This is a genomic window from Siccibacter colletis (assembly GCF_000696575.1).
Lineage (GTDB): Bacteria > Pseudomonadota > Gammaproteobacteria > Enterobacterales > Enterobacteriaceae > Siccibacter > Siccibacter colletis.
In genome coordinates, this window is sequence record NZ_JMSQ01000005.1 from 166,026 (window position 1) to 184,211 (window position 18,186).

Below are 18,186 nucleotides of genomic sequence, written 5' to 3' on the forward strand. Positions count from 1 at the left end.
TTAAATAATTTGACGAACGTCGTCTAAGGTTTTCGTCCCGTAGGTACCCAGATCCAGTAAGCTCTGACCGTTACTGCGGGTAATGCCGTTCACCATTGCAAAGTGAAGCGGCTGCGCGACCAGCTGAGTACCACTGCTGCTGGCACTGATCGAAACATTGTAAGAACCATCCGGGGCGGCGCTGCCGTCTGCCAGCGTGCCGTCCCAGCTAAAGGTATGAACCCCGGCGCTCAGGGCACCGATATCAATGGTACGTACCACGGCACCGCTCTTATCGGTAACGGTGGCGGTGACTTTATCGGCTGCCTGCACCAGCTCCACGCCAAACGGCGTCGTGGTTTTGTTGCCAGCCAGAATGGTCGAGCCCGGGATCATCACGCCGTGGCCGATGAGGGCGCTGGCCGCCAGCGACTGGGTGTTATCGATCTGACCGGAAATAGATCCGAGCGTGGTGTTCAGCTTCTCAATCCCGCTCACGGTGTTGATCTGCGCCAGCTGGGTGGTCAGTTCGTTGTTTTCCATCGGGTTGGTGGGGTCCTGGTTTTTCAACTGGGCCACCAGCAGCGTCAGGAAGCTGTTCTGCAGGTCAGCAGCACTGTTACTGGCCGCCGCGCCGGTTGAGGACGTACTGGTACTGGAAACGCCAGACGTGCTGCTCATGGTTGGATCAATTGCCATACCGCTCTCCTTTATTGACCAATGGTCAGCGTTTTAAGCATCATGCTTTTTACGGTGTTCAACACTTCCACGTTCGCCTGATAGCTGCGGGACGCGGACATGGAGTTCACCATCTCCCCAACGACATCAACGTTAGGCATGCGCACATAACCATTGGCATCAGCGAGCGGGTTGCCCGGCTCATACACCAGCTTGTCCGGCGCCTGGCTTTCTACTACCCCGGAAACCTTTACGCCGCCGGTTGCCGCACCGGTCGGCGCATCAACTTCAAACACCACCTGTTTGGCGCGGTACGGCTGTCCGTCCGGGCCGGTGACGCTGTCGGCGTTAGCGAGGTTACTCGCCGCCACGTTCATACGCTTGGACTGTGCGGTCATCGCAGAGCCGGCAATGTCAAAAATGTTCAGTAAAGCCATCGGTTAGCCACCATTCGAAAGTACGGACATCATGCTTTTGATCTGCCCACCGAGGAACTGGAGGTCCGACTGGTACTTCAGGCTGTTATCGGCAAACTGGGTACGCTCACGGTCCATATCGACGGTGTTACCATCCATCGAAGGCTGATCGGGAATGCGGTACTTCAGATCAAGCGCCGGGGCAGCATGGGTCTGGGCAGGAATATGGCGCGCGGAGGTCATCGACAGCGCCACACCACTGCCGTCTGCCCGTCCACGCTCCATTACTTTTTTGAGCTCGCTGGAAAAATCAATATCGCGCGCCTGATACCCGGGGGTATCCGCGTTCGCGATATTGGCTGACAGGATCTCCTGACGCTGGGCACGCAGGTTGAGCGCTTCTTGTTCAAAACGCAGCGTGGCGTCGAGTTTGTCGATCATGGTTCCTCCGCTGATTGCAAAGATATGGCCGACAGCTTAATTCGCCTTTCGCGCGCGTTATCGACGGAATAAACGCAAAATGCGTCGCTATTTATTGCGTTGAAGGTTTGACCAACCTTGTACACTCATGGCCATTCCTTTACCGGAGGACCACCATGAAAAACCTGCTCCGCCTTACTGCCGCAACCTTTATCCTGTTAAGTCAGGTGGCCTTTTCGTCCGCGCTTGAGCCGCAACTTACGCAGTTTTTTGCCACCCGCCTCTCCGGTATCAGCGATGAAATTAATGTCACGGTGCGTACTCCCGATAATTTATTGCCTGGCTGCGAGCAGCCGGAGCTGAGCATGCCGGGTAACGCGCGCCTGTGGGGCAACCTGAACGTCGTGGCGCGCTGCCCCGGCGAGAAGCGCTACATTCAGGTCACGGTGCAGGCGACGGGCAATTACGTTGTCGCCACTCAGGCTATCCCGCGCGGCACGTCCCTGAGTGCCGGCAGCGTGACGCTTAAGCGCGGTCGCCTTGACCAGCTGCCACCGCGTGCCATGCTGGATATCAACCAGGCGCAGGATGCGGTAACATTGCGCGACCTCGCGCCGGGACAAACGGTTATGCTGTCGATGGTGCGCCAGGCATGGCGTGTAAAAGCGGGCCAGCGGGTGATGGTGGTCGCCAGCGGCGACGGGTTTAGCGTGAACAGCGAAGGCCAGGCGCTGAACAATGCGGCGGTGGCGCAAAACGCCCGGGTCCGCATGGCGTCGGGTCAGGTCGTGAGCGGAACCGTCAATCCTGATGGGAATATTCTTATAAATCTGTAATGGTTTAAAGATTTCCAGAATGCTGCCGATAGAGATAATCAACTACTGATGATGACTGGCTCTGCTGCCCCCTGAGCCCCCTCAATGAGGACTAAAGAATGAGCATTGATCGTACCTCGCCGTTAAAACCGGTTAGCACTGTGCAGTCCCGTGAACCGAACGAAGCCCTGCCGCAGAAAACGCGTCTTGAAAAAGCGCTCACTGCCAGCAGCGCCAACGTGACCCTGAGCGATGCCCAGGCGACACTGATGCAGCCAGGCACCAACGATATCAACATGGAAAAAGTTGAGGCGTTAAAAACCGCTATCCGTAACGGCGAGCTGAAAATGGATACCGGTAAAATTGCAGACGCCCTGATTTCCGACGCCCAGAGTTTCCTGCAGGATAAATAATGGTATGAGCCGTCTGTCAGAAGTGTTGGACCAAATGACCACCATCCTCAACTCGCTGAAAGAGGTGATGGATGCCGAGCAGCTACATTTATCCGCCGGACAGATCAACAGCAGCACGCTACAACGAATCACCGAAGAAAAAAGTTCGCTGCTGGCGACCCTTGATTATCTGGAACAACAGCGTCGCGCTGAGCAAACAGCGACGCGTAACGCGGATGAAGACGTCGCGCAGCGCTGGCAGATGATCACGCGCAAAACTCAGCACCTGCGCGAGCTGAACCAACACAACGGCTGGCTGCTTGAAGGGCAGATTGCGCTTAATCAGCGCGCCCTTGAAGTGCTCAAGCCGCACCAGGAGCCAGGTCTCTATGGTGCAGACGGTCACGCCTCGACCCTGAGCCGCGGCGGCAAGAAGATTTCGATTTAATCCTCATGGTGCAGGAATACAAAAAAGCCCGGTTAATCCGGGCTTTTTTTATGGGCGCTCTGCGGCGCTAGACGGTACGGCGGGCAAAGTCCCGCGGCCTGAAACCGAGCAGCGCCAGCGTTGCGAAGTAGCTGCCTGCCCCGATAACCACCACGCCCATCAGACGCAGCAGACGCCAGAGCATGGTGCCCTCCTCCCAGGCCGGCATCAGGTGCAGCACGCCGAACAGCACGCCCGCCATCACCAGTACCGCAGCAATCAGACGCAGCAGGAAAGCGCGCCAGCCCGGCAGCGGGGTAAAGATATTGCGCTTGCGCAGCTGCCAGTAAAGCAGGCTGGCATTGAGACAGGCCGCCAGACCAATCGACAGCGACAGGCCCGCGTGCTTCAGCGGACCGATAAACGCGAGGTTCATCAGTTGGGTCATGATCAGCGTGACGATAGCGATGCGCACCGGGGTTTTAATGTCCTGGCGCGCATAGAAGCCCGGTGCCAGCACCTTCACCAGAATGATGCCGATAAGCCCCACGCAATAGGCCATTAGCGCCCGCTGGGTCATGGCAGCGTCAAACGCGGTGAATTTGCCGTACTGGAACAGCGACACCGTGAGCGGTTTCGCGAGGATTGCCAGCGCGACGGCGCACGGCAGCGCCAGTAAAAAGCACAGGCGCAGCCCCCAGTCCATCAGGCGGCAGTACTCGTCCTGATTGCCGCTGGAGACGGTTTTCGCCAGCGACGGCAGCAGAATGGTGCCCAGCGCCACGCCCAGCACGCCGGAGGGGAACTCCATCAGGCGGTCGGCATAGTACATCCACGATACCGAGCCGGAGGCGAGGAAGGAGGCAAAAATGGTATTGATGATGAGCGAGATCTGCCCGACGGAGACGCCGAGGATCGCCGGCCCCATCTGCTTCACCACCCGCATCGCCCCGGCATCGCGCAGGTTGATGCGCGGCAGCACCAGCATGCCAATTTTCTTCAGGTGCGGAAGCTGATACACCAGCTGCAGCACCCCGCCAACCGTCACCGCCCAGGCCAGCGCCAGCACCGGCGGGTCAAAGTAAGGTGCGGCGAACAGCGCAAAGCCGATCATGCTGACGTTCAGGAAGGTAGGGGCAAACGCCGGGACCGAGAAGCGGTTCCAGGTATTGAGGATCGCCCCGGCCAGCGACGCCAGCGAGATCAGCAAAATATAGGGGAAGGTGATGCGCAGCAGCTGGGAAGTGAGCGTGAATTTATCCGGCGTATCGGCAAAGCCCGGCGCGGTAACCAGAATCACCCAGGGTGCCGCGAGCATACCGAGTACCGTGACCACCGCCAGCGCCAGCGTCAGCAGCCCGGACACGTAGGCCACAAACACCCGGGTGGCGTCTTCGCCCTGCTTGTTTTTGTACTCGGCAAGGATGGGGACAAACGCCTGAGAGAACGCCCCCTCGGCAAAGATGCGCCGCAGCAGGTTGGGCAGCTTGAACGCCACAAAGAAGGCGTCGGTCGCGACCCCGGCGCCAAACACGCGCGCCACAATAGCATCGCGAGCAAAGCCAAGCACGCGGGAAAACATGGTCATCGAGCTGACGGCGGCCAGCGATTTTAACAGGTTCATTAGTGTCGGGATCCATAAACACAAACGCCCGTCATTCCCGGCCAGCCATCACCGCACAGGCACGCTGCGCGGGACGTATCGACGGAAGAATGCGGGCAGACGCCTGCGTTTACAGGCGTCGGTATCAGCGAAGCGCTTAGTCTACTCAGTTAAGGCGGAATTACTACTTGCCTTATTCGCTCATCGCCTCGCGCCAGAGCTTTTCCACTACCCGTTGCGCCAGCAGCGCCTGTTCGCCTGCGGTTTGCGGAACCGTCTGATTTGTGACGCAGTCGATGAAGTGCCGGGCGCAGCCGGCGAAACCGCGCTGCTCCAGCGTGCTTTGCCAGCCGGGCACCGGCTGTGTCACCACCCCGGCACCGCGCTCTTCGCGCCATTCACGCATATCGGTGACCTCAAACAGGCCGCCGTCCGTCACCGCCTGTACCCATTCACGCTGGCTGCCGGCGCGACGGTGCATACTGGTGGTGATCTGTAGCGCGTCACGGGCAAAATGGTGCTCGGCGTAGAGCATCTGCCCCTGCTCATTGGTGAGCAGCGTCCCGCTGGCCAGCGCTGCGTCGCCGCCCGCCAGCCACAGCGCGGTGTCCACCACGTGCAGATAATCATCCAGCAGCGTGAAACGCAGGTCGTGTGGCCCGACGCTGTCGCTGCGGTGTTTGTCCATGCGAATGGATGCTGCATCGCCCAGCGCCGCTTTCAGTGCCTGATAGCGCGGGGCGAAGCGACGGTTGAAGCCAACCATCAGCGTCAGCCGGCGCTTTGCTGCCAGCTCCACCAGCCGTTCAGCATCCGCCAGGTTCTCGGCCAGCGGCTTATCGACGCAGACGTGCACCCCGGCGTTAAGCAGCTCGCTCACCACCGCATAGTGGCTACTGGTCGCGCTGTGGACAAATACCGCATCGCAGCGCGCGGCAAGGTTCGCCAGCGAATCCACATAGGGCATCCGGTAGGCCGCGCACACCGGCAGTGCTTTGTCGCGGGTCGGGGAAAACGCCCCTTCCAGCGTCCAGTCGGTCGCGTGTGACAGCACCGGCAACCAGGCTTTCTGCGCGATGCCGCCCAGTCCTACTACCCCAATACGTAATGTCGCCATCGCTTATTCTCCCAGGTGTGCCAGCACATGCTGCAGCCGCGTTTTCAGCTCCGCGACTTCAGCTTCCAGCGCCTCGACGCGCGCCTCCAGCGCCCCGGCAGGGGCAGCGGTTACCGTGGCGGCAACTGTATCCGGTGCGGCATCGCCGCTGAACAGATGCATATAGCGGCTTTCACGTTTTCCCGGCTCGCGCGCCAGACGCGCCACAAACGGGCCATCCTCACGGTTCGCCAGCGCCTCAAGCGCGTTTTCCACCTCGGTAATATCGGCGAATTCATGCATGCGGGCGGCGCGGAAACGCAGCTCGCCGGCAGTCTGCGGGCCGCGCAGCAGCAGCGTGGTAATCAGCGCCACCTCGGCCGGCGTGAACTTCAGGTTGCCGAATTCGGAATTGCAGAAACGCTGCTCATATTTGGTGACCCGGTTACCAAAGCCGCTGACGGTGCGCAGGAAGTGGCGCTTCACCAGCGCGTCGAGCAGATCCTGGACCTCCGCGTCCTCAAAGTTCAGCACCGGCTCGCGGTTGGTTTTCTGGTTGCAGCCGGTCACCACGGCGTTGAGCGACAGCGGATACTGCTCGGGGGTCGTGACCTGCTTTTCAAGTAGCACGCCAGTTACCCGCGCCTCTTCAGGCGATAGCTGATATTTCATTGAGTCTCCTTAACGGCCCGGGGTCCACTGGCGAGTAGTCAGCGCGGTCAACACGTGATCGCGCCACTCGCCGTCAATCAACAGATAGTCTTTGGCGTAGCCCTCTTTCTCAAAGCCAAGACGCGCCAGCAAATCGCCGCTGCGCTGGTTGTGGGGCATGTAGTTCGCCATGATGCGGTGAATATGCTGGGTGCGCTGCATATAGCGAATGGCGCTGGTCAGGGCTTCGAACATCATCCCCTGCCCCTGCCACTTCTCCCCCAGCGAATAGCCGAGGTAGCAGGCGTGAAACGAGCCGCGCACCACGTTGGAAAAATTCGCTACGCCGCGGATCTCGGTTTCGTCCGGGTCGAGCAGCGCAAAGTAAAATGCATTACCCTGCTTGTGCAGTTCATTGATCATGCTGAGCCGCGCCTGCCAGCCGGAGGGATAGCAGTGGCTGTCATCGCGCACCGGCTCCCAGGGCTTGAGAAACTGCCGGTTCTCGGCGTAGTAGTCTGCCAGACGCCATGCGTCGCGGTCGTACACCAGACGCACCACCAGGCGGTCAGTTGTCAGTCTTACTTTCGGCGCATTACTGCGGTAGCCAAACATCGTGTGCTGCTCCTTCATTCACCGGAACCTCCCTTTACCTCGCCGGGCACCGGGCGCGTATCCTCTTCATTCAATTACTATACCTGCCGAAAAGAGAACAGGGAAAACCGTTACGCGTCATTTTTTTGCGGGCGGGGCCGGTGTCGATGAATGTCGTCAATCAAAGCACGGGTTTGATGAAAAAATATTGTCGCCGCGCGGGTGGGAAAATAACCAGCGGCACCGCAGAATAGAGCTCTTTTCCTGTCACTTTCCCGGAGGGGAAATGGCCAGCGTTTCACAGGCAAGGAGCCTGGGTAAATATTTCCTGCTTATCGATAATATGTTGGTCGTGCTCGGCTTCTTCGTCGTCTTCCCGCTTATCTCCATTCGCTTCGTCGATCAACTGGGGTGGGCGGCGCTGATGGTGGGGATTGCGCTCGGCCTGCGCCAGTTTATTCAACAGGGGCTGGGGATCTTTGGCGGGGCCATCGCCGACCGCTTTGGCGCAAAACCGATGATCGTTACCGGGATGCTGCTGCGCGCAGCGGGCTTTGCCACTATGGCGGTGGCGGTAGAGCCCTGGATGCTGTGGTTCTCCTGCGTGCTGTCGGCGCTCGGCGGCACGCTGTTCGATCCGCCGCGTTCGGCGCTGGTGGTGAAGCTGGTGCCGCCTGCCCAGCGCGGACGCTTTTTCTCGCTGCTGATGATGCAGGACAGCGCCGGGGCGGTGATCGGTGCGCTATTCGGCAGCTGGCTGCTGCAGTACGATTTCCGGCTGGTGTGCGCCGCCGGGGCGCTGGTGTTTGTGCTCTGCGCGCTGTTTAACGCCATCTGGCTGCCGGCCTGGAAGCTGTCGACGGTGAAGATCCCGGTGCGCGAGGGGCTGGGTCGGGTGCTGCGCGATCGACGTTTCGTGACTTACGTGCTGACCCTCACCGGCTACTACATGCTGGCGGTTCAGGTGATGCTGATGCTGCCAATCATGGTGAACGATCTGGCCGGTACCCCGGCGGCGGTGAAGTGGATGTACGCCATTGAGGCCACGCTCTCACTGACCCTGCTCTACCCGATCGCGCGCGTGACGGAAAAATATTTCCGGCTGGAGCACCGGCTGATGGCGGGTCTGCTGTTAATGACGCTGAGCCTGCTGCCGGTGGGGCTGACCAGTTCACTGCAGCAGCTGTTTACCCTTATCTGCCTGTTCTATCTTGGGTCGATTATTGCCGAGCCGGCGCGGGAAACCCTGAGCGCGTCGCTGGCGGATTACCGGGCGCGCGGCAGCTATATGGGCTTCAGCCGTCTGGGGCTGGCCTTTGGCGGCGCGCTGGGTTATGCGGGCGGCGGCTGGTTCTTTGATGCCGGTAAAGCCAGCGGCCAGCCCGAGCTGCCGTGGCTGATGCTCGGTATCATCGGCGGCATGACCTTCCTTGCGCTGTGGTGGCAGTTTAGCCAGAAACGCCCGGCGCCAACCATGTTCGAGCCAGGCACCTGATTTGCTGCCTGGTTTTTTCTCTCCCATACTGAAAGTCCGAAGGCAATCAACTGGAGGAGAAACGTGAAGCTTTATATTTACGAGCACTGCCCTTTCTGCGTGAAGGCCCGTATGATTTTCGGCCTGAAAAATATCCCGGTCGAGCTGGTGGTTCTGCTTAACGACGACGAGGCGACCCCGACCAGAATGATTGGCCAGAAGATGGCACCCATCCTGCAAAAAGATGACAGCCGCTATCTGCCGGAAAGCATGGACATCGTCCACTACGTGGATAATCTCGACCACCAGCCGCTGCTCACCGGCAAGCGCAACCCGGCGATTGAAGAGTGGCTGCGCAAGGTCAACGGCTACGTGAATCGTCTGCTGCTGCCGCGTATCGCTCAGGCTCCCTTCGATGAGTTTTCTACCCCGGAAGCCCGGGCGTACTTCGTTAACAAGAAGGAAGCGGCGATCGGCTCGTTTGAAGATCATCTGGCGCACTCCGCCGGGCTTATCAAAAACATCAGCGACGATCTCAGAAGCCTCGATAAGCTTATCCAGCAGCCGAACGCGGTAAACGGCGAGCTGTCCGAGGATGACATTCACCTGTTCCCGATCCTGCGCAACCTGACGCTGGTGGCGGGCGTCGATTTCCCGACCCGCGTGGCGGATTACCGCGACAATATGGCGAAACAGACCCAGGTTAATCTGCTGTCGTCGGTGGCCATCTGACTCTCAGGCCGGTGTCCGCACCGGCCTTTTAAGCCAATTCCGCTAGTAATCCCCCTCCTGTTACCCGATGATATGCCCCGTCATACGTTGACACCGACGTGCATCGAGGAACCCATGAAAAAAATTATTATTGCCGCCGCGCTGGTGTTGAGCGGCCTTGTTGTTGGCTGCAATCAGCTGACCCAGTACACCGTAAGCGAGCAGGAAATTAACCAGGCGCTGGAAAAGCGCAATAACTTCTCAAAAGATATTGGGCTGCCGGGTATCGCCGACGCGCATATCGTACTGACTAACCTGACCAGCCAGATTGGTCGCGAAGAGCCGAATAAAGTGGTGTTATCGGGCGACGCGGCGCTGGACATGAAATCCCTGTTCGGCAACCAGAAGGCCGATGTCACTCTGAAGCTGAAAGCGCAGCCGGTGTTCAACAAAGAGAAAGGGGCTATCTTCCTGCAGGATATGGATATCGTGGATGCCACCGTGAAGCCGGAGAAGATGCAGGGCGTGATCAAAACCCTTCTACCCTATCTCAACCAGAGCCTGCGTGACTACTTCAACGCCCATCCGGCTTATGTGCTGAGCGAGGACCGCAGCGAAGGTGAAGCGCTGGCGAAAAAACACGCCACCGGTATTGACGTTAAGCCTGGCGAAATCATTATCCCCTTCTCGCTGTAATCGCATCTGCCGACGGGGGCGCTGCCCCCGTTAATTTCAGGAAAAGAGTGCAAACGAAAACGTTTCCCTCTATCCTTAGTGCCCGGCATAAATCCAGCCATGACTGACTGATTCCCCTAGCCGGAGCACATCCCAATGACTGCACAACCCCAGGTTATCACCCTTCGCCGTCCTGACGACTGGCACGTTCATCTGCGCGACGGCGATATGCTGCGCACCGTTGTTCCTTATACCAGTGAACATTACGCCCGCGCGATTGTGATGCCGAACCTGGTGCCGCCGGTGACCACCGTCGAGGCTGCGCGTGCTTATCGTCAGCGTATCCTTGATGCCGTGCCTGCCGGGCAGCGCTTCGAACCGCTGATGACCTGCTATCTCACCGACTCCCTCGACCCCGACGAAGTGGAGCGCGGTTTCCGCGAGAAGGTGTTTACCGCCGCCAAGCTCTATCCGGCCCATGCCACCACCAACTCCAGCCACGGGGTCACCAGCATCGACAGCATCATGCCGGTGCTGGAGCGCATGGAAAAACTGGGGATGCCGCTGCTGGTGCACGGTGAAGTGACGCATGCGGAGATCGATATTTTCGATCGCGAAGCGCGCTTTATTGAGACGGTCATGGAGCCGCTGCGTCAGCGCCTGCCGGGGCTGAAAGTGGTGTTTGAGCACATCACCACCAAAGATGCCGCCGACTACGTGCGCGACGGCAACTCGCTGCTGGCTGCGACCATCACCCCGCAGCATCTGATGTTCAACCGTAACCATATGCTGGTGGGCGGCGTGCGTCCGCATCTGTACTGTTTGCCGATTCTCAAGCGCAACGTGCATCAGCAGGCGCTGCGTGAGCTGGTGGCCAGCGGCTTCGAGCGGGCGTTCCTCGGGACTGACTCTGCCCCGCACTCCCGCCTGCGCAAAGAGGCCAGCTGCGGCTGTGCGGGCTGCTTCAACGCCCCGACGGCGCTGGGCGCGTACGCCACGGTGTTTGAAGAGATGAACGCTCTGCATCATCTGGAAGCCTTCTGTTCGCTGAACGGCCCGCGCTTCTACGGCCTGCCGGTCAACGAGGAGACTATTGAGCTGGTGCGCGAAGAGAGCCAGGTGGCGGAGAGCATTGCGCTGGGCGATGACAGCATCATTCCGTTCCTCGCCGGGGAAACCGTGCGCTGGCGCGTAAAAGGCTAAGCAAAAAATATTTACCGCCCCCTGTTGCATGTCGCTGCGGCTAACTGTATATATATACAGTAAATTTAGCAGGGGGCAATTATGCGTGTAGAAGTCACCATTTCAAAACTGACCCAACTTCCACCCGGTGCGGCTGACGCGCTGGCCTGTGAACTCACCCGTCGTATTGACCAGCATTATCCGGACCTGCCCAATCAGGTCACGGTACGTTATGCCTCCGCCAATAACCTCTCCGTATTTGGCGGTGCGAAAGAAGACAAAGAGCGCGTCAGTGAAATCCTTCAGGAAACCTGGGAAAGCGCCGACGACTGGTTTAATGCCAGTTGACTTGCCCGTAAGCCATGTAATGCTGATGCGATAACTGCGCCTTCCCCGCGGGCGGATGAATAATCCTGCCGGCAGCGCCGTTTCGCAACAGCATCATCTGGTGCAGGGTAACCCCCTCGTGATGTTCGCCGGGTACGCCACCCGGTTTTTTTTAATTTTTCTTTGCTGGTATTTTAAGCACTATTCTTATTGATCGTTCCCTTTCGCAAATTATTTCCGCCGTTTTGCCGCTTAAATGTGCAATTAAATCAGAAATCAGCAAATTTATGTTGCAAGGTATTTAATTGCTGCTGTTTTTCGTATAAACGTTGATATACTTAACAAGCTTCAATAAAACTGAAAACACGCATTGAACCTCAAAAGTCGTTGTCTTTTAACACGCATTAAGGGGGTTATAATGGTTAAGAATAATGAAGTAATCCAGACTCATCCCCTTGTTGGATGGGACATCAGCACCGTAGACAGTTACGATGCGCTGATGCTGCGCCTGCACTATCTGGCAGCCCCGCAGGACGATCATGATGAAACGGAAGTAGGCAGCACCCTGTGGCTTACCACAGATGTGGCACGACAATTTATCTCCATTCTTGAAGCCGGTATTGCAAAGATTGAGTCCGGTGAATACCAGGAAAATGATTATCGTAAGCACTGAGTTAACCGTGCTCTCTTCCCACCTCACAGGCACCCCATCGGGTGCCTGACTTATTTCTGGCGCCGCTTAATTATCATCGCGCACCGGGTAAATAACCGGCTGCGATCGCTGAATACGCTTATGATTTGCAGGGAGATATTTTCTCTGCTAATTGCCCGCTATATTCCTGATAAAAAATCCCGACGGCCGCGAATAATTTGACGTAATTCTTGAGTATCGCGATCGCCTTAATTACTCTGCTAACCATCAGTTATTGCACAGAGAAAATCCCATGCACTATGACTTAATTATTGTCGGCAGCGGTTCAACGGGCGCAGCGGCGGGCTACTACGCCACCCGCGCCGGATTAAAAGTTTTGATGGTAGACAGCTTCCACCCGCCGCATCAGGAAGGCAGCCACCACGGCGATACCCGGCTAATCCGCCACGCCTATGGTGAAGGCGAGCGTTACGTACCGCTGGTGCTGCGCGCTCAGGCGCTGTGGGATGAAATGCAGGCGCAAACTGAAGAGGTGATCTTCGAGCGCAGCGGCGTGGTTAACCTTGGCCCGGCTGAGTCTGATTTCCTTACCAACGTCGCGCAAAGCGCGCGCGAGTTCCACCTACCGCTGGAAACCCTCACTGCAGCGGAAATTGCCGCCCGCTGGCCGGAGATAGCGGTTCCGGACCACTACATCGCCCTGTTTGAACCCGACTCTGGCGTGCTGCACAGTGAAAACGCTGTCCGGGAGTGGATCCGCCTGGCGCGGGAAGCCGGGTGCGCGCAGCTGTTTAACTGCCCGGTCAGCGCCATTGCGTCCACCGCCGACGGCGTAAACGTGACTACCGCCGACGGGGTCTACAGCGCGGCGAAAGTGCTGGTCAGCGCCGGAACCTGGGTCGGCAAGCTGCTGCCCGACCTGCCGATTACGCCGGTACGCAAGGTGTTCGGCTGGTTCCAGGCTGACGGGCGCTACAGCGTGAAGAATAACTTCCCGGCCTTTACCGGCGAGATGGACAACGGCGACCAGTTCTACGGCTTCCCGGCGGAGAACGACGCCCTGAAAATCGGCAAGCATAATGGCGGGCAGCCCATCTCCAGCGCTGAAGAGCGCAAGCCGTTTGGCGGCTATGCGGGTGACGGCTCCGAGGCGTTTGCGTTTCTGCGCCAGTTCCTGCCGGGCATCGGCGGGTGTCTGTACGGCGCAGCCTGCACCTATGACAACTCCCCGGACGAAGATTTCATCATTGACACCCTGCCCGACCAGCCAGCCATCATGGTGATCACCGGCCTCAGCGGCCACGGCTTTAAGTTCGCCCCGGTGCTGGGTGAAATCGCCGCGCAGTTCGCCGCCGGTGAAGCTCCGGCGCTTGATCTGGCCCCGTTTTCCCTGGCGCGTTTCCGCTAGCAACTTTCCCCGGTATCATGCCGGGGAACACCCCCGCCGCCGGGCGCGGCGTTCATCCTTAATCTGCGGTAACGCCTGATGCGTCGAGTTATTCAATTTTTAATCAATAATGTGCGTCAACACCTGATGCTGTATATCGTGCTGTGGGTAGTGCTGGCTATTCTGGATATATTTCTTATCGCCACGCTGTAATATTTCCCGCTGCGTTCACATTGACGCCAGATGACTTATATTTACAGTAAGCTGACAAATAACTGAAAATTCATCTATATTCCAACAGATTATTAGAACAAATCACGCGCGTGACTAAATCGCCAAAAAACGCCATTTATCAGTGTGGTGTGGTCAAACAGCCATAAATCAATCGACGCTTTTGTCGATGACACCCATTACATCAGCAAAAATTTCGAACCAGATAATATTCCCTTTCCAATATTTATTTTTTTATTGCTTTTCTTATTTTCACACGCCATTGTTATTTCCATTACTTTTTATTAACGGAAGAAGTGCTATGCAGTGGCGTAATTCTCCTGCGCGTTACGGTGTGGTCTCGGTGGCAATCCACTGGCTGGTTGCGGCAACGGTATACGGCATGTTTGGCCTGGGTTTATGGATGGTCACCCTCGGCTATTACGACAGCTGGTATCATCCGGCACCGGAGCTGCATAAAAGCATCGGCATCCTGCTGATGATGGTGATGGTAGTGCGCGTTATCTGGCGCTTCATCTCCCGTCCGCCCAAAGCGCTGGCCAGCTACTCCCGCCTCACCCACCTCAGCGCGGTGGCGGCCCATATTCTGCTGTACGTTATCCTGTTCTCAATTCTTATCAGCGGCTATCTGATCTCGACCGCTGACGGTAAACCAATTTCCGTTTTCGGTCTGTTTGAAGTGCCTGCGACCATCACCGATGCCGGGGTGCAGGCCGATCTGGCAGGACAAATTCATCTCTGGCTGGCCTGGAGCGTGGTGATCCTCTCCGTGCTGCACGGCCTCGCCGCCCTTAAACACCATTTCATCGATAAAGATGTCACCCTCAAGCGCATGCTGGGGAAAACGTCACGTTAACCATGGAGCGAAACATGAAAAAAAGCCTGCTGGGGGTTACTTTAGGTGCCCTGCTGTTCACTACCGGCTCTGCCGTAGCTGCTGATTACAAAATTGATAAAGAGGGCCAGCACGCCTTCGTTAACTTCCGCATTCAGCACCTGGGTTACAGCTGGCTGTACGGAACCTTCAATGATTTCGACGGTACCTTTACCTTCGATGAAAAAAATCCGGCGGCCGATAAGGTCAACGTGACCATCAACACTTCCAGCGTGGATACCAACCACGCCGAGCGTGACAAGCACCTGCGCAGCGCTGACTTCCTGAACGTGGCGAAATTCCCGCAGGCGACCTTCGTCTCTACCGCCGTGAAAAAAGATGGCGACGAGCTGGACATCACCGGTAACCTGACGCTGAACGGCGTTACCAAACCGGTAACCCTTGAAGCGAAGCTGATGGGTCAGGGCGACGATCCGTGGGGCGGCGTGCGCGCTGGTTTTGAAGCGGAAGGTAAGATCCACCTGAAAGACTTCAACATCACCACCGATCTCGGCCCGGCGTCTCAGGACGTTGAGCTGATTATCTCTGTGGAAGGTGTGCGTCAGAAGTAAGACGCCAGAAACAACAAAGGGCAGCGGGGTAAACCCTCGCTGCCCTTTTTTTATCGCTGGCGCTTATTCCGGATCGGGAATACCCAACCGGGTATTCAGACGCCCGCGGGATTTATTGAAGATCTTATTGCCGTTTTCACGGCCCGCGCGGCGGCGACGCTGCTCTTCCTCCGGCAGCACCGACTCTTCAGCGCACAGTTCGCTGCAGCAGCCGTTGAACTTCGCCGCGCACGACGGACACTGGATAAACAGCAGATGACAGCCGTCGTTCTTGCAATTGGTATGACTGTCGCAGGGCGTACCGCACTGGTGGCAGTGCGCAATCACGTCATCGGAGATACGCTCGCCCATGCGCTCGTCAAACACGAAGTTTTTACCGACGAAGCGTACCGGCAACCCCTGTTCGCGGGCGCGGCGGGCGTACTCAATGATCCCGCCTTCGATGTGCCACACTTTGCTGAAGCCGTTGTGCCGCATCCAGGCGCTGGCTTTCTCGCAGCGAATGCCGCCGGTGCAGTACATGACGATTTTCTTGTCTTTATGTTCCTGCATCATCTCAACCGCTTTCGGCAGCTGCTCGCGGAAGGTATCCGCCGGGATCTCCAGCGCGTTCTCGAAATGGCCCACTTCGTACTCGTAGTGGTTGCGCATATCGATAAACACCGCGTCCGGATCGTCGAGCATGGCGTTCACTTCCGCCGCTTTGAGATAGTCGCCGACGTCACTGGCATCAAAATCCGGGTCGTCAATGCCGTCGGCTACGATGCGTTCGCGCACTTTCATGCGCAGCACCCAGAAGGATTTGCCGTCGTCATCCAGCGCGATGTTGAGACGCAGGCCGTCCAGCGCCGGGTCGAAGCCGTACAGCACGTCGCGGAACGCGTCGACTTTACTTTGCGGCACGCTTATCTGGGCGTTAATGCCTTCGTGGGCAAGATAGATGCGGCCAAACACGTCCAGCGCGGTAAACGCCTGCCAGAGCGCATCGCGCGTGGCTTTCGGATCGGCAATGGTGAAGTACTTATAGAATGAGATGGTAGTACGCGGCTCGGTTTCGGCGAGCATACGTTCTCTGAGCGCCTCATTCGAGATGCGGTTGTGTAACACTGGCATGGTGTACGTGGTCCTGCATTCGTGAGTGAAATGAATCGGCCGGCATGATATAGCAATTATCCATAATTTACATCCCTGCATTTTGCGCTACATTTGCATCACTTTAACGATAAAGCATCACAGATTGCCGGTTCTTTGCGCACTTGCCTGGCAGCGGTTTTGGCAAGCGGCAAAAAAGTGTCACAATACCCGGTAGCACTGAATTCGCTCATATAACAGGACTTTCATGACGCATTTACCTCAATTTTCCCGGGCACTGCTCCATCCGCGCTACTGGCTGACCTGGCTTGGCATCGGCCTGCTCTGGCTGATCGTGCTGCTGCCCTACCCGCTGCTGCGTCGTCTGGGCCGTCTGCTTGGCCGCATAGCCATGCGGGTGATGAAGCGCCGGGCGCGCATTGCGTATCGCAATCTGGAACTTTGCTTCCCGGAAATGGATGAAAAAGCCCGTCACGAGCTGGTGGTAAAAAACTTTGAATCCGTCGGTATGGGTCTCATTGAAACCGGCATGGCCTGGTTCTGGCCGGACTGGCGTATTCAGCGCTGGTTCAGCGTGCGCGGGCTGGAGAACATCAAAGCCATCCAGGCGCAGAAGCGCGGCATTCTGCTGCTCGGCGTGCACTTCCTGACTCTGGAACTGGGGGCGCGCATCTTTGGTATCAACGAGCCGGGGATTGGCGTCTATCGTCCGAACGACAACCCGCTGCTGGACTGGCTGCAGACCTGGGGCCGGATGCGCTCCAACAAGAGCATGATCGACCGCAAAGATCTCAAAGGCATGATCAAGGCGCTGAAGAAAGGCGAAGTGATCTGGTATGCACCGGACCACGACTACGGCCCGCGCGCCAGCGTGTTCGTGCCGTTCTTCGGCGTCGAGCAGGCGGCCACCACCACCGGCACCTGGATGCTGGCGAAAACCTCCGGGGCGGCGATCCTGCCGTTTGTGCCGCGGCGTAAGGCGGATGGCACCGGCTATGAAATGATCCTCATGGAGCCAGAGTTCGATCCGCCGCTGGACGATGCCGAAACCACCGCCGCCTGGATGAACAAGGTGGTGGAGCGCTGCGTGATGATGGCCCCGGACCAGTACATGTGGCTGCATCGCCGCTTCAAAACGCGTCCGGAAGGCGTGCCCTCCCGCTACTGATCGCCCGCCCCCTGCCTGCTCAGGGGGCGTTTTATTATGCTCATTCCCCCGTCCGACTGCGGGCCGCGACAAACATCGTAAGATTTTTTATCCCCGCTCCTTGCTGTTTCGAATCTTCAGCTATCCTTTCCTGAAAACACACGTCTGTAATCAGGGAGAAACCTATGACCATGTATGCCACCTTAGAAGAAGCTATCGACGCGGCGCGCGAAGAGTTTCTCGCTAACAATCCTGGCATTGAAGAAGAGGATGCCAGTATTGAACAGTTCAACGTCCAGAAGTATGTATTACAGGATGGCGACATCATGTGGCAGGCCGAGTTTTTCGCCGAAGAGGGGGATGACGGTGAGTGTCTGTCGCTGCTGAGCGGTGAAGCGGCGCAGAGCGTCTTTGACGGCGACTTTGACGAGATTGAGCTGCGTCAGGAGTGGCTGGAAGAGAACACGCTGCACGAGTGGGATGAAGGCGAATTTCAGCTTGAGCCTCCCCTTGATACCGAAGAGGGCAAGGCCGCCGCTGACGAGTGGGACGAGCGCTAAGGGCTACTCGTAAGGGCCGTGCGCGATATCCACCGGCAACAGTAGCGTATCGAACACCAGTGAAAACGGCAGATCGAGGATCGTTACATAGCGCCAGGCGGAATCGCGCACGTCCCACTGCACGCCCGGGTAATACTGGTTGCCCTTGCCCTGCCCGGGAATGGTCCGGCTGATAATGCTGCCGCATCCCGAGAGCAGGCAGGCAATTAACACCATCGCCACTGCTTTCAT

24 protein-coding genes are annotated in these 18,186 nt (G+C 57.8%); 15 read left to right on the forward strand and 9 right to left on the reverse strand.

Features of this window, described 5'->3' with window-relative positions; all coding sequences use genetic code 11:
• Genes flgD through flgB form a run of 3 tightly spaced genes read right to left on the reverse strand, consistent with a single transcriptional unit; the run spans position 1 to position 1,514 of the window.
• Positions 1-678, reverse strand: coding sequence for a flagellar hook assembly protein FlgD (gene flgD / locus ET34_RS0105120; protein ID WP_031520029.1), 678 nt, complete (start codon positions 676-678; stop codon positions 1-3).
• Between the two features lie 11 nt (positions 679-689).
• Positions 690-1,094 (reverse strand): flagellar basal body rod protein FlgC, encoded by a 405-nt coding sequence (gene flgC, locus ET34_RS0105125; RefSeq protein WP_031520030.1) that lies wholly within the window; start codon positions 1,092-1,094, stop codon positions 690-692.
• A 3-nt stretch (positions 1,095-1,097) separates the two neighbouring features.
• On the reverse strand, positions 1,098-1,514 hold the full coding sequence (gene flgB, locus ET34_RS0105130) for a flagellar basal body rod protein FlgB (RefSeq protein ID WP_031520032.1): 417 nt from the start codon (positions 1,512-1,514) through the stop codon (positions 1,098-1,100).
• A 155-nt stretch (positions 1,515-1,669) separates the two neighbouring features.
• Between flgB and flgA the strand changes: the two genes are divergently transcribed.
• The 3 genes from flgA to flgN all read left to right on the forward strand — a co-directional run bounded on the left by flgA (position 1,670) and on the right by flgN (position 3,148).
• Positions 1,670-2,329, forward strand: a complete 660-nt coding sequence (gene flgA / locus ET34_RS0105135) for a flagellar basal body P-ring formation chaperone FlgA (protein WP_031520034.1) — start codon at positions 1,670-1,672, stop codon at positions 2,327-2,329.
• Positions 2,330-2,427: 98 nt separating this feature from the next.
• Positions 2,428-2,721, forward strand: a complete 294-nt coding sequence (gene flgM / locus ET34_RS0105140) for a flagellar biosynthesis anti-sigma factor FlgM (protein ID WP_031520036.1) — start codon at positions 2,428-2,430, stop codon at positions 2,719-2,721.
• Positions 2,722-2,725: 4 nt separating this feature from the next.
• Positions 2,726-3,148 carry a flagella biosynthesis chaperone FlgN gene (gene flgN / locus ET34_RS0105145; RefSeq protein ID WP_031520038.1) on the forward strand — a complete coding sequence of 141 codons (423 nt, stop codon included), beginning with the start codon at positions 2,726-2,728 and terminating at the stop codon, positions 3,146-3,148.
• A gap of 67 nt (positions 3,149-3,215) precedes the next feature.
• Here the strand turns inward: flgN and murJ are convergent, their stop codons facing one another.
• The 4 genes from murJ to rimJ form a co-directional block, all read right to left on the reverse strand.
• The gene (gene murJ, locus ET34_RS0105150) at positions 3,216-4,751 is read right to left on the reverse strand and encodes a murein biosynthesis integral membrane protein MurJ (RefSeq protein WP_031520039.1); all 1,536 of its coding nucleotides are present in this window, start codon (positions 4,749-4,751) and stop codon (positions 3,216-3,218) included.
• Between the two features lie 172 nt (positions 4,752-4,923).
• Positions 4,924-5,847, reverse strand: coding sequence for a Gfo/Idh/MocA family protein (locus tag ET34_RS0105155; protein ID WP_031520041.1), 924 nt, complete (start codon positions 5,845-5,847; stop codon positions 4,924-4,926).
• A gap of 3 nt (positions 5,848-5,850) precedes the next feature.
• Positions 5,851-6,498: a DUF480 domain-containing protein gene (locus tag ET34_RS0105160; RefSeq protein WP_031520042.1), complete on the reverse strand. Its 648-nt coding sequence runs from the start codon at positions 6,496-6,498 to the stop codon at positions 5,851-5,853.
• Positions 6,499-6,507: 9 nt separating this feature from the next.
• A complete protein-coding gene (gene rimJ / locus ET34_RS0105165; protein WP_031520044.1) occupies positions 6,508-7,092 on the reverse strand; it encodes a ribosomal protein S5-alanine N-acetyltransferase in 585 nt (194 codons plus the stop codon).
• 265 nt (positions 7,093-7,357) lie between these two features.
• Between rimJ and mdtH the strand changes: the two genes are divergently transcribed.
• The 10 genes from mdtH to ET34_RS0105215 all read left to right on the forward strand — a co-directional run bounded on the left by mdtH (position 7,358) and on the right by ET34_RS0105215 (position 15,156).
• Complete coding sequence (gene mdtH, locus ET34_RS0105170) at positions 7,358-8,566, forward strand: multidrug efflux MFS transporter MdtH (protein ID WP_031520046.1); 1,209 nt, start codon at positions 7,358-7,360, stop codon at positions 8,564-8,566.
• 63 nt (positions 8,567-8,629) lie between these two features.
• Positions 8,630-9,277 carry a glutaredoxin 2 gene (grxB, locus tag ET34_RS0105175; RefSeq protein ID WP_031520047.1) on the forward strand — a complete coding sequence of 216 codons (648 nt, stop codon included), beginning with the start codon at positions 8,630-8,632 and terminating at the stop codon, positions 9,275-9,277.
• A gap of 114 nt (positions 9,278-9,391) precedes the next feature.
• Positions 9,392-9,952 (forward strand): lipoprotein, encoded by a 561-nt coding sequence (locus ET34_RS0105180; RefSeq protein WP_031520049.1) that lies wholly within the window; start codon positions 9,392-9,394, stop codon positions 9,950-9,952.
• Between the two features lie 135 nt (positions 9,953-10,087).
• Positions 10,088-11,134, forward strand: coding sequence for a dihydroorotase (gene pyrC, locus ET34_RS0105185; RefSeq protein ID WP_031520051.1), 1,047 nt, complete (start codon positions 10,088-10,090; stop codon positions 11,132-11,134).
• Between the two features lie 81 nt (positions 11,135-11,215).
• A complete protein-coding gene (gene dinI, locus ET34_RS0105190) occupies positions 11,216-11,461 on the forward strand; it encodes a DNA damage-inducible protein I (protein ID WP_031520053.1) in 246 nt (81 codons plus the stop codon).
• A gap of 397 nt (positions 11,462-11,858) precedes the next feature.
• A complete protein-coding gene (gene bssS, locus ET34_RS0105195; protein WP_029696377.1) occupies positions 11,859-12,113 on the forward strand; it encodes a biofilm formation regulator BssS in 255 nt (84 codons plus the stop codon).
• A 271-nt stretch (positions 12,114-12,384) separates the two neighbouring features.
• Positions 12,385-13,500 carry an N-methyl-L-tryptophan oxidase gene (solA, locus tag ET34_RS0105200; RefSeq protein WP_031520054.1) on the forward strand — a complete coding sequence of 372 codons (1,116 nt, stop codon included), beginning with the start codon at positions 12,385-12,387 and terminating at the stop codon, positions 13,498-13,500.
• A 78-nt stretch (positions 13,501-13,578) separates the two neighbouring features.
• On the forward strand, positions 13,579-13,692 hold the full coding sequence (locus ET34_RS21575; protein ID WP_072001966.1) for a DUF2770 family protein: 114 nt from the start codon (positions 13,579-13,581) through the stop codon (positions 13,690-13,692).
• A 319-nt stretch (positions 13,693-14,011) separates the two neighbouring features.
• On the forward strand, positions 14,012-14,566 hold the full coding sequence (locus ET34_RS0105210) for a cytochrome b (RefSeq protein ID WP_031520055.1): 555 nt from the start codon (positions 14,012-14,014) through the stop codon (positions 14,564-14,566).
• Between the two features lie 14 nt (positions 14,567-14,580).
• Positions 14,581-15,156 (forward strand): YceI family protein, encoded by a 576-nt coding sequence (locus tag ET34_RS0105215; protein WP_031520056.1) that lies wholly within the window; start codon positions 14,581-14,583, stop codon positions 15,154-15,156.
• 63 nt (positions 15,157-15,219) lie between these two features.
• Here the strand turns inward: ET34_RS0105215 and trhO are convergent, their stop codons facing one another.
• Positions 15,220-16,269, reverse strand: coding sequence for an oxygen-dependent tRNA uridine(34) hydroxylase TrhO (gene trhO, locus ET34_RS0105220; RefSeq protein ID WP_031520057.1), 1,050 nt, complete (start codon positions 16,267-16,269; stop codon positions 15,220-15,222).
• Positions 16,270-16,495: 226 nt separating this feature from the next.
• Here trhO and ET34_RS0105225 point away from each other — a divergent pair, with 226 nt between their 5' ends.
• Entirely contained in the window at positions 16,496-17,416 is a 921-nt protein-coding gene (locus tag ET34_RS0105225; protein WP_031520059.1) for a Kdo(2)-lipid IV(A) acyltransferase, read from the forward strand.
• Between the two features lie 164 nt (positions 17,417-17,580).
• A complete protein-coding gene (locus tag ET34_RS0105230; protein WP_031520061.1) occupies positions 17,581-17,955 on the forward strand; it encodes a MysB family protein in 375 nt (124 codons plus the stop codon).
• 3 nt (positions 17,956-17,958) lie between these two features.
• Here the strand turns inward: ET34_RS0105230 and ET34_RS0105235 are convergent, their stop codons facing one another.
• On the reverse strand, positions 17,959-18,186 hold the full coding sequence (locus ET34_RS0105235) for a YceK/YidQ family lipoprotein (RefSeq protein ID WP_031520063.1): 228 nt from the start codon (positions 18,184-18,186) through the stop codon (positions 17,959-17,961).

Excerpts from the sequence above, each read along its gene's own strand:
- flgN (WP_031520038.1), top strand. The coding sequence starts at position 2,726 with ATGAGCCGTCTGTCAGAAGTGTTGGACCAAATGACCACCATCCTCAAC.
- ET34_RS0105215 (WP_031520056.1), top strand. The coding sequence starts at position 14,581 with ATGAAAAAAAGCCTGCTGGGGGTTACTTTAGGTGCCCTGCTGTTCACT.
- bssS (WP_029696377.1), top strand. The coding sequence starts at position 11,859 with ATGGTTAAGAATAATGAAGTAATCCAGACTCATCCCCTTGTTGGATGG.
- flgM (WP_031520036.1), top strand. The coding sequence starts at position 2,428 with ATGAGCATTGATCGTACCTCGCCGTTAAAACCGGTTAGCACTGTGCAG.
- dinI (WP_031520053.1), top strand. The coding sequence starts at position 11,216 with ATGCGTGTAGAAGTCACCATTTCAAAACTGACCCAACTTCCACCCGGT.
- mdtH (WP_031520046.1), top strand. The coding sequence starts at position 7,358 with ATGGCCAGCGTTTCACAGGCAAGGAGCCTGGGTAAATATTTCCTGCTT.
- ET34_RS0105155 (WP_031520041.1), bottom strand. The coding sequence starts at position 5,847 with ATGGCGACATTACGTATTGGGGTAGTAGGACTGGGCGGCATCGCGCAG.
- flgC (WP_031520030.1), bottom strand. The coding sequence starts at position 1,094 with ATGGCTTTACTGAACATTTTTGACATTGCCGGCTCTGCGATGACCGCA.
- ET34_RS0105210 (WP_031520055.1), top strand. The coding sequence starts at position 14,012 with ATGCAGTGGCGTAATTCTCCTGCGCGTTACGGTGTGGTCTCGGTGGCA.
- flgD (WP_031520029.1), bottom strand. The coding sequence starts at position 678 with ATGGCAATTGATCCAACCATGAGCAGCACGTCTGGCGTTTCCAGTACC.
- pyrC (WP_031520051.1), top strand. The coding sequence starts at position 10,088 with ATGACTGCACAACCCCAGGTTATCACCCTTCGCCGTCCTGACGACTGG.
- rimJ (WP_031520044.1), bottom strand. The coding sequence starts at position 7,092 with ATGTTTGGCTACCGCAGTAATGCGCCGAAAGTAAGACTGACAACTGAC.
- flgA (WP_031520034.1), top strand. The coding sequence starts at position 1,670 with ATGAAAAACCTGCTCCGCCTTACTGCCGCAACCTTTATCCTGTTAAGT.
- murJ (WP_031520039.1), bottom strand. The coding sequence starts at position 4,751 with ATGAACCTGTTAAAATCGCTGGCCGCCGTCAGCTCGATGACCATGTTT.
- ET34_RS0105180 (WP_031520049.1), top strand. The coding sequence starts at position 9,392 with ATGAAAAAAATTATTATTGCCGCCGCGCTGGTGTTGAGCGGCCTTGTT.
- ET34_RS0105230 (WP_031520061.1), top strand. The coding sequence starts at position 17,581 with ATGACCATGTATGCCACCTTAGAAGAAGCTATCGACGCGGCGCGCGAA.
- ET34_RS21575 (WP_072001966.1), top strand. The coding sequence starts at position 13,579 with ATGCGTCGAGTTATTCAATTTTTAATCAATAATGTGCGTCAACACCTG.
- flgB (WP_031520032.1), bottom strand. The coding sequence starts at position 1,514 with ATGATCGACAAACTCGACGCCACGCTGCGTTTTGAACAAGAAGCGCTC.
- ET34_RS0105235 (WP_031520063.1), bottom strand. The coding sequence starts at position 18,186 with ATGAAAGCAGTGGCGATGGTGTTAATTGCCTGCCTGCTCTCGGGATGC.
- ET34_RS0105160 (WP_031520042.1), bottom strand. The coding sequence starts at position 6,498 with ATGAAATATCAGCTATCGCCTGAAGAGGCGCGGGTAACTGGCGTGCTA.
- trhO (WP_031520057.1), bottom strand. The coding sequence starts at position 16,269 with ATGCCAGTGTTACACAACCGCATCTCGAATGAGGCGCTCAGAGAACGT.
- solA (WP_031520054.1), top strand. The coding sequence starts at position 12,385 with ATGCACTATGACTTAATTATTGTCGGCAGCGGTTCAACGGGCGCAGCG.
- ET34_RS0105225 (WP_031520059.1), top strand. The coding sequence starts at position 16,496 with ATGACGCATTTACCTCAATTTTCCCGGGCACTGCTCCATCCGCGCTAC.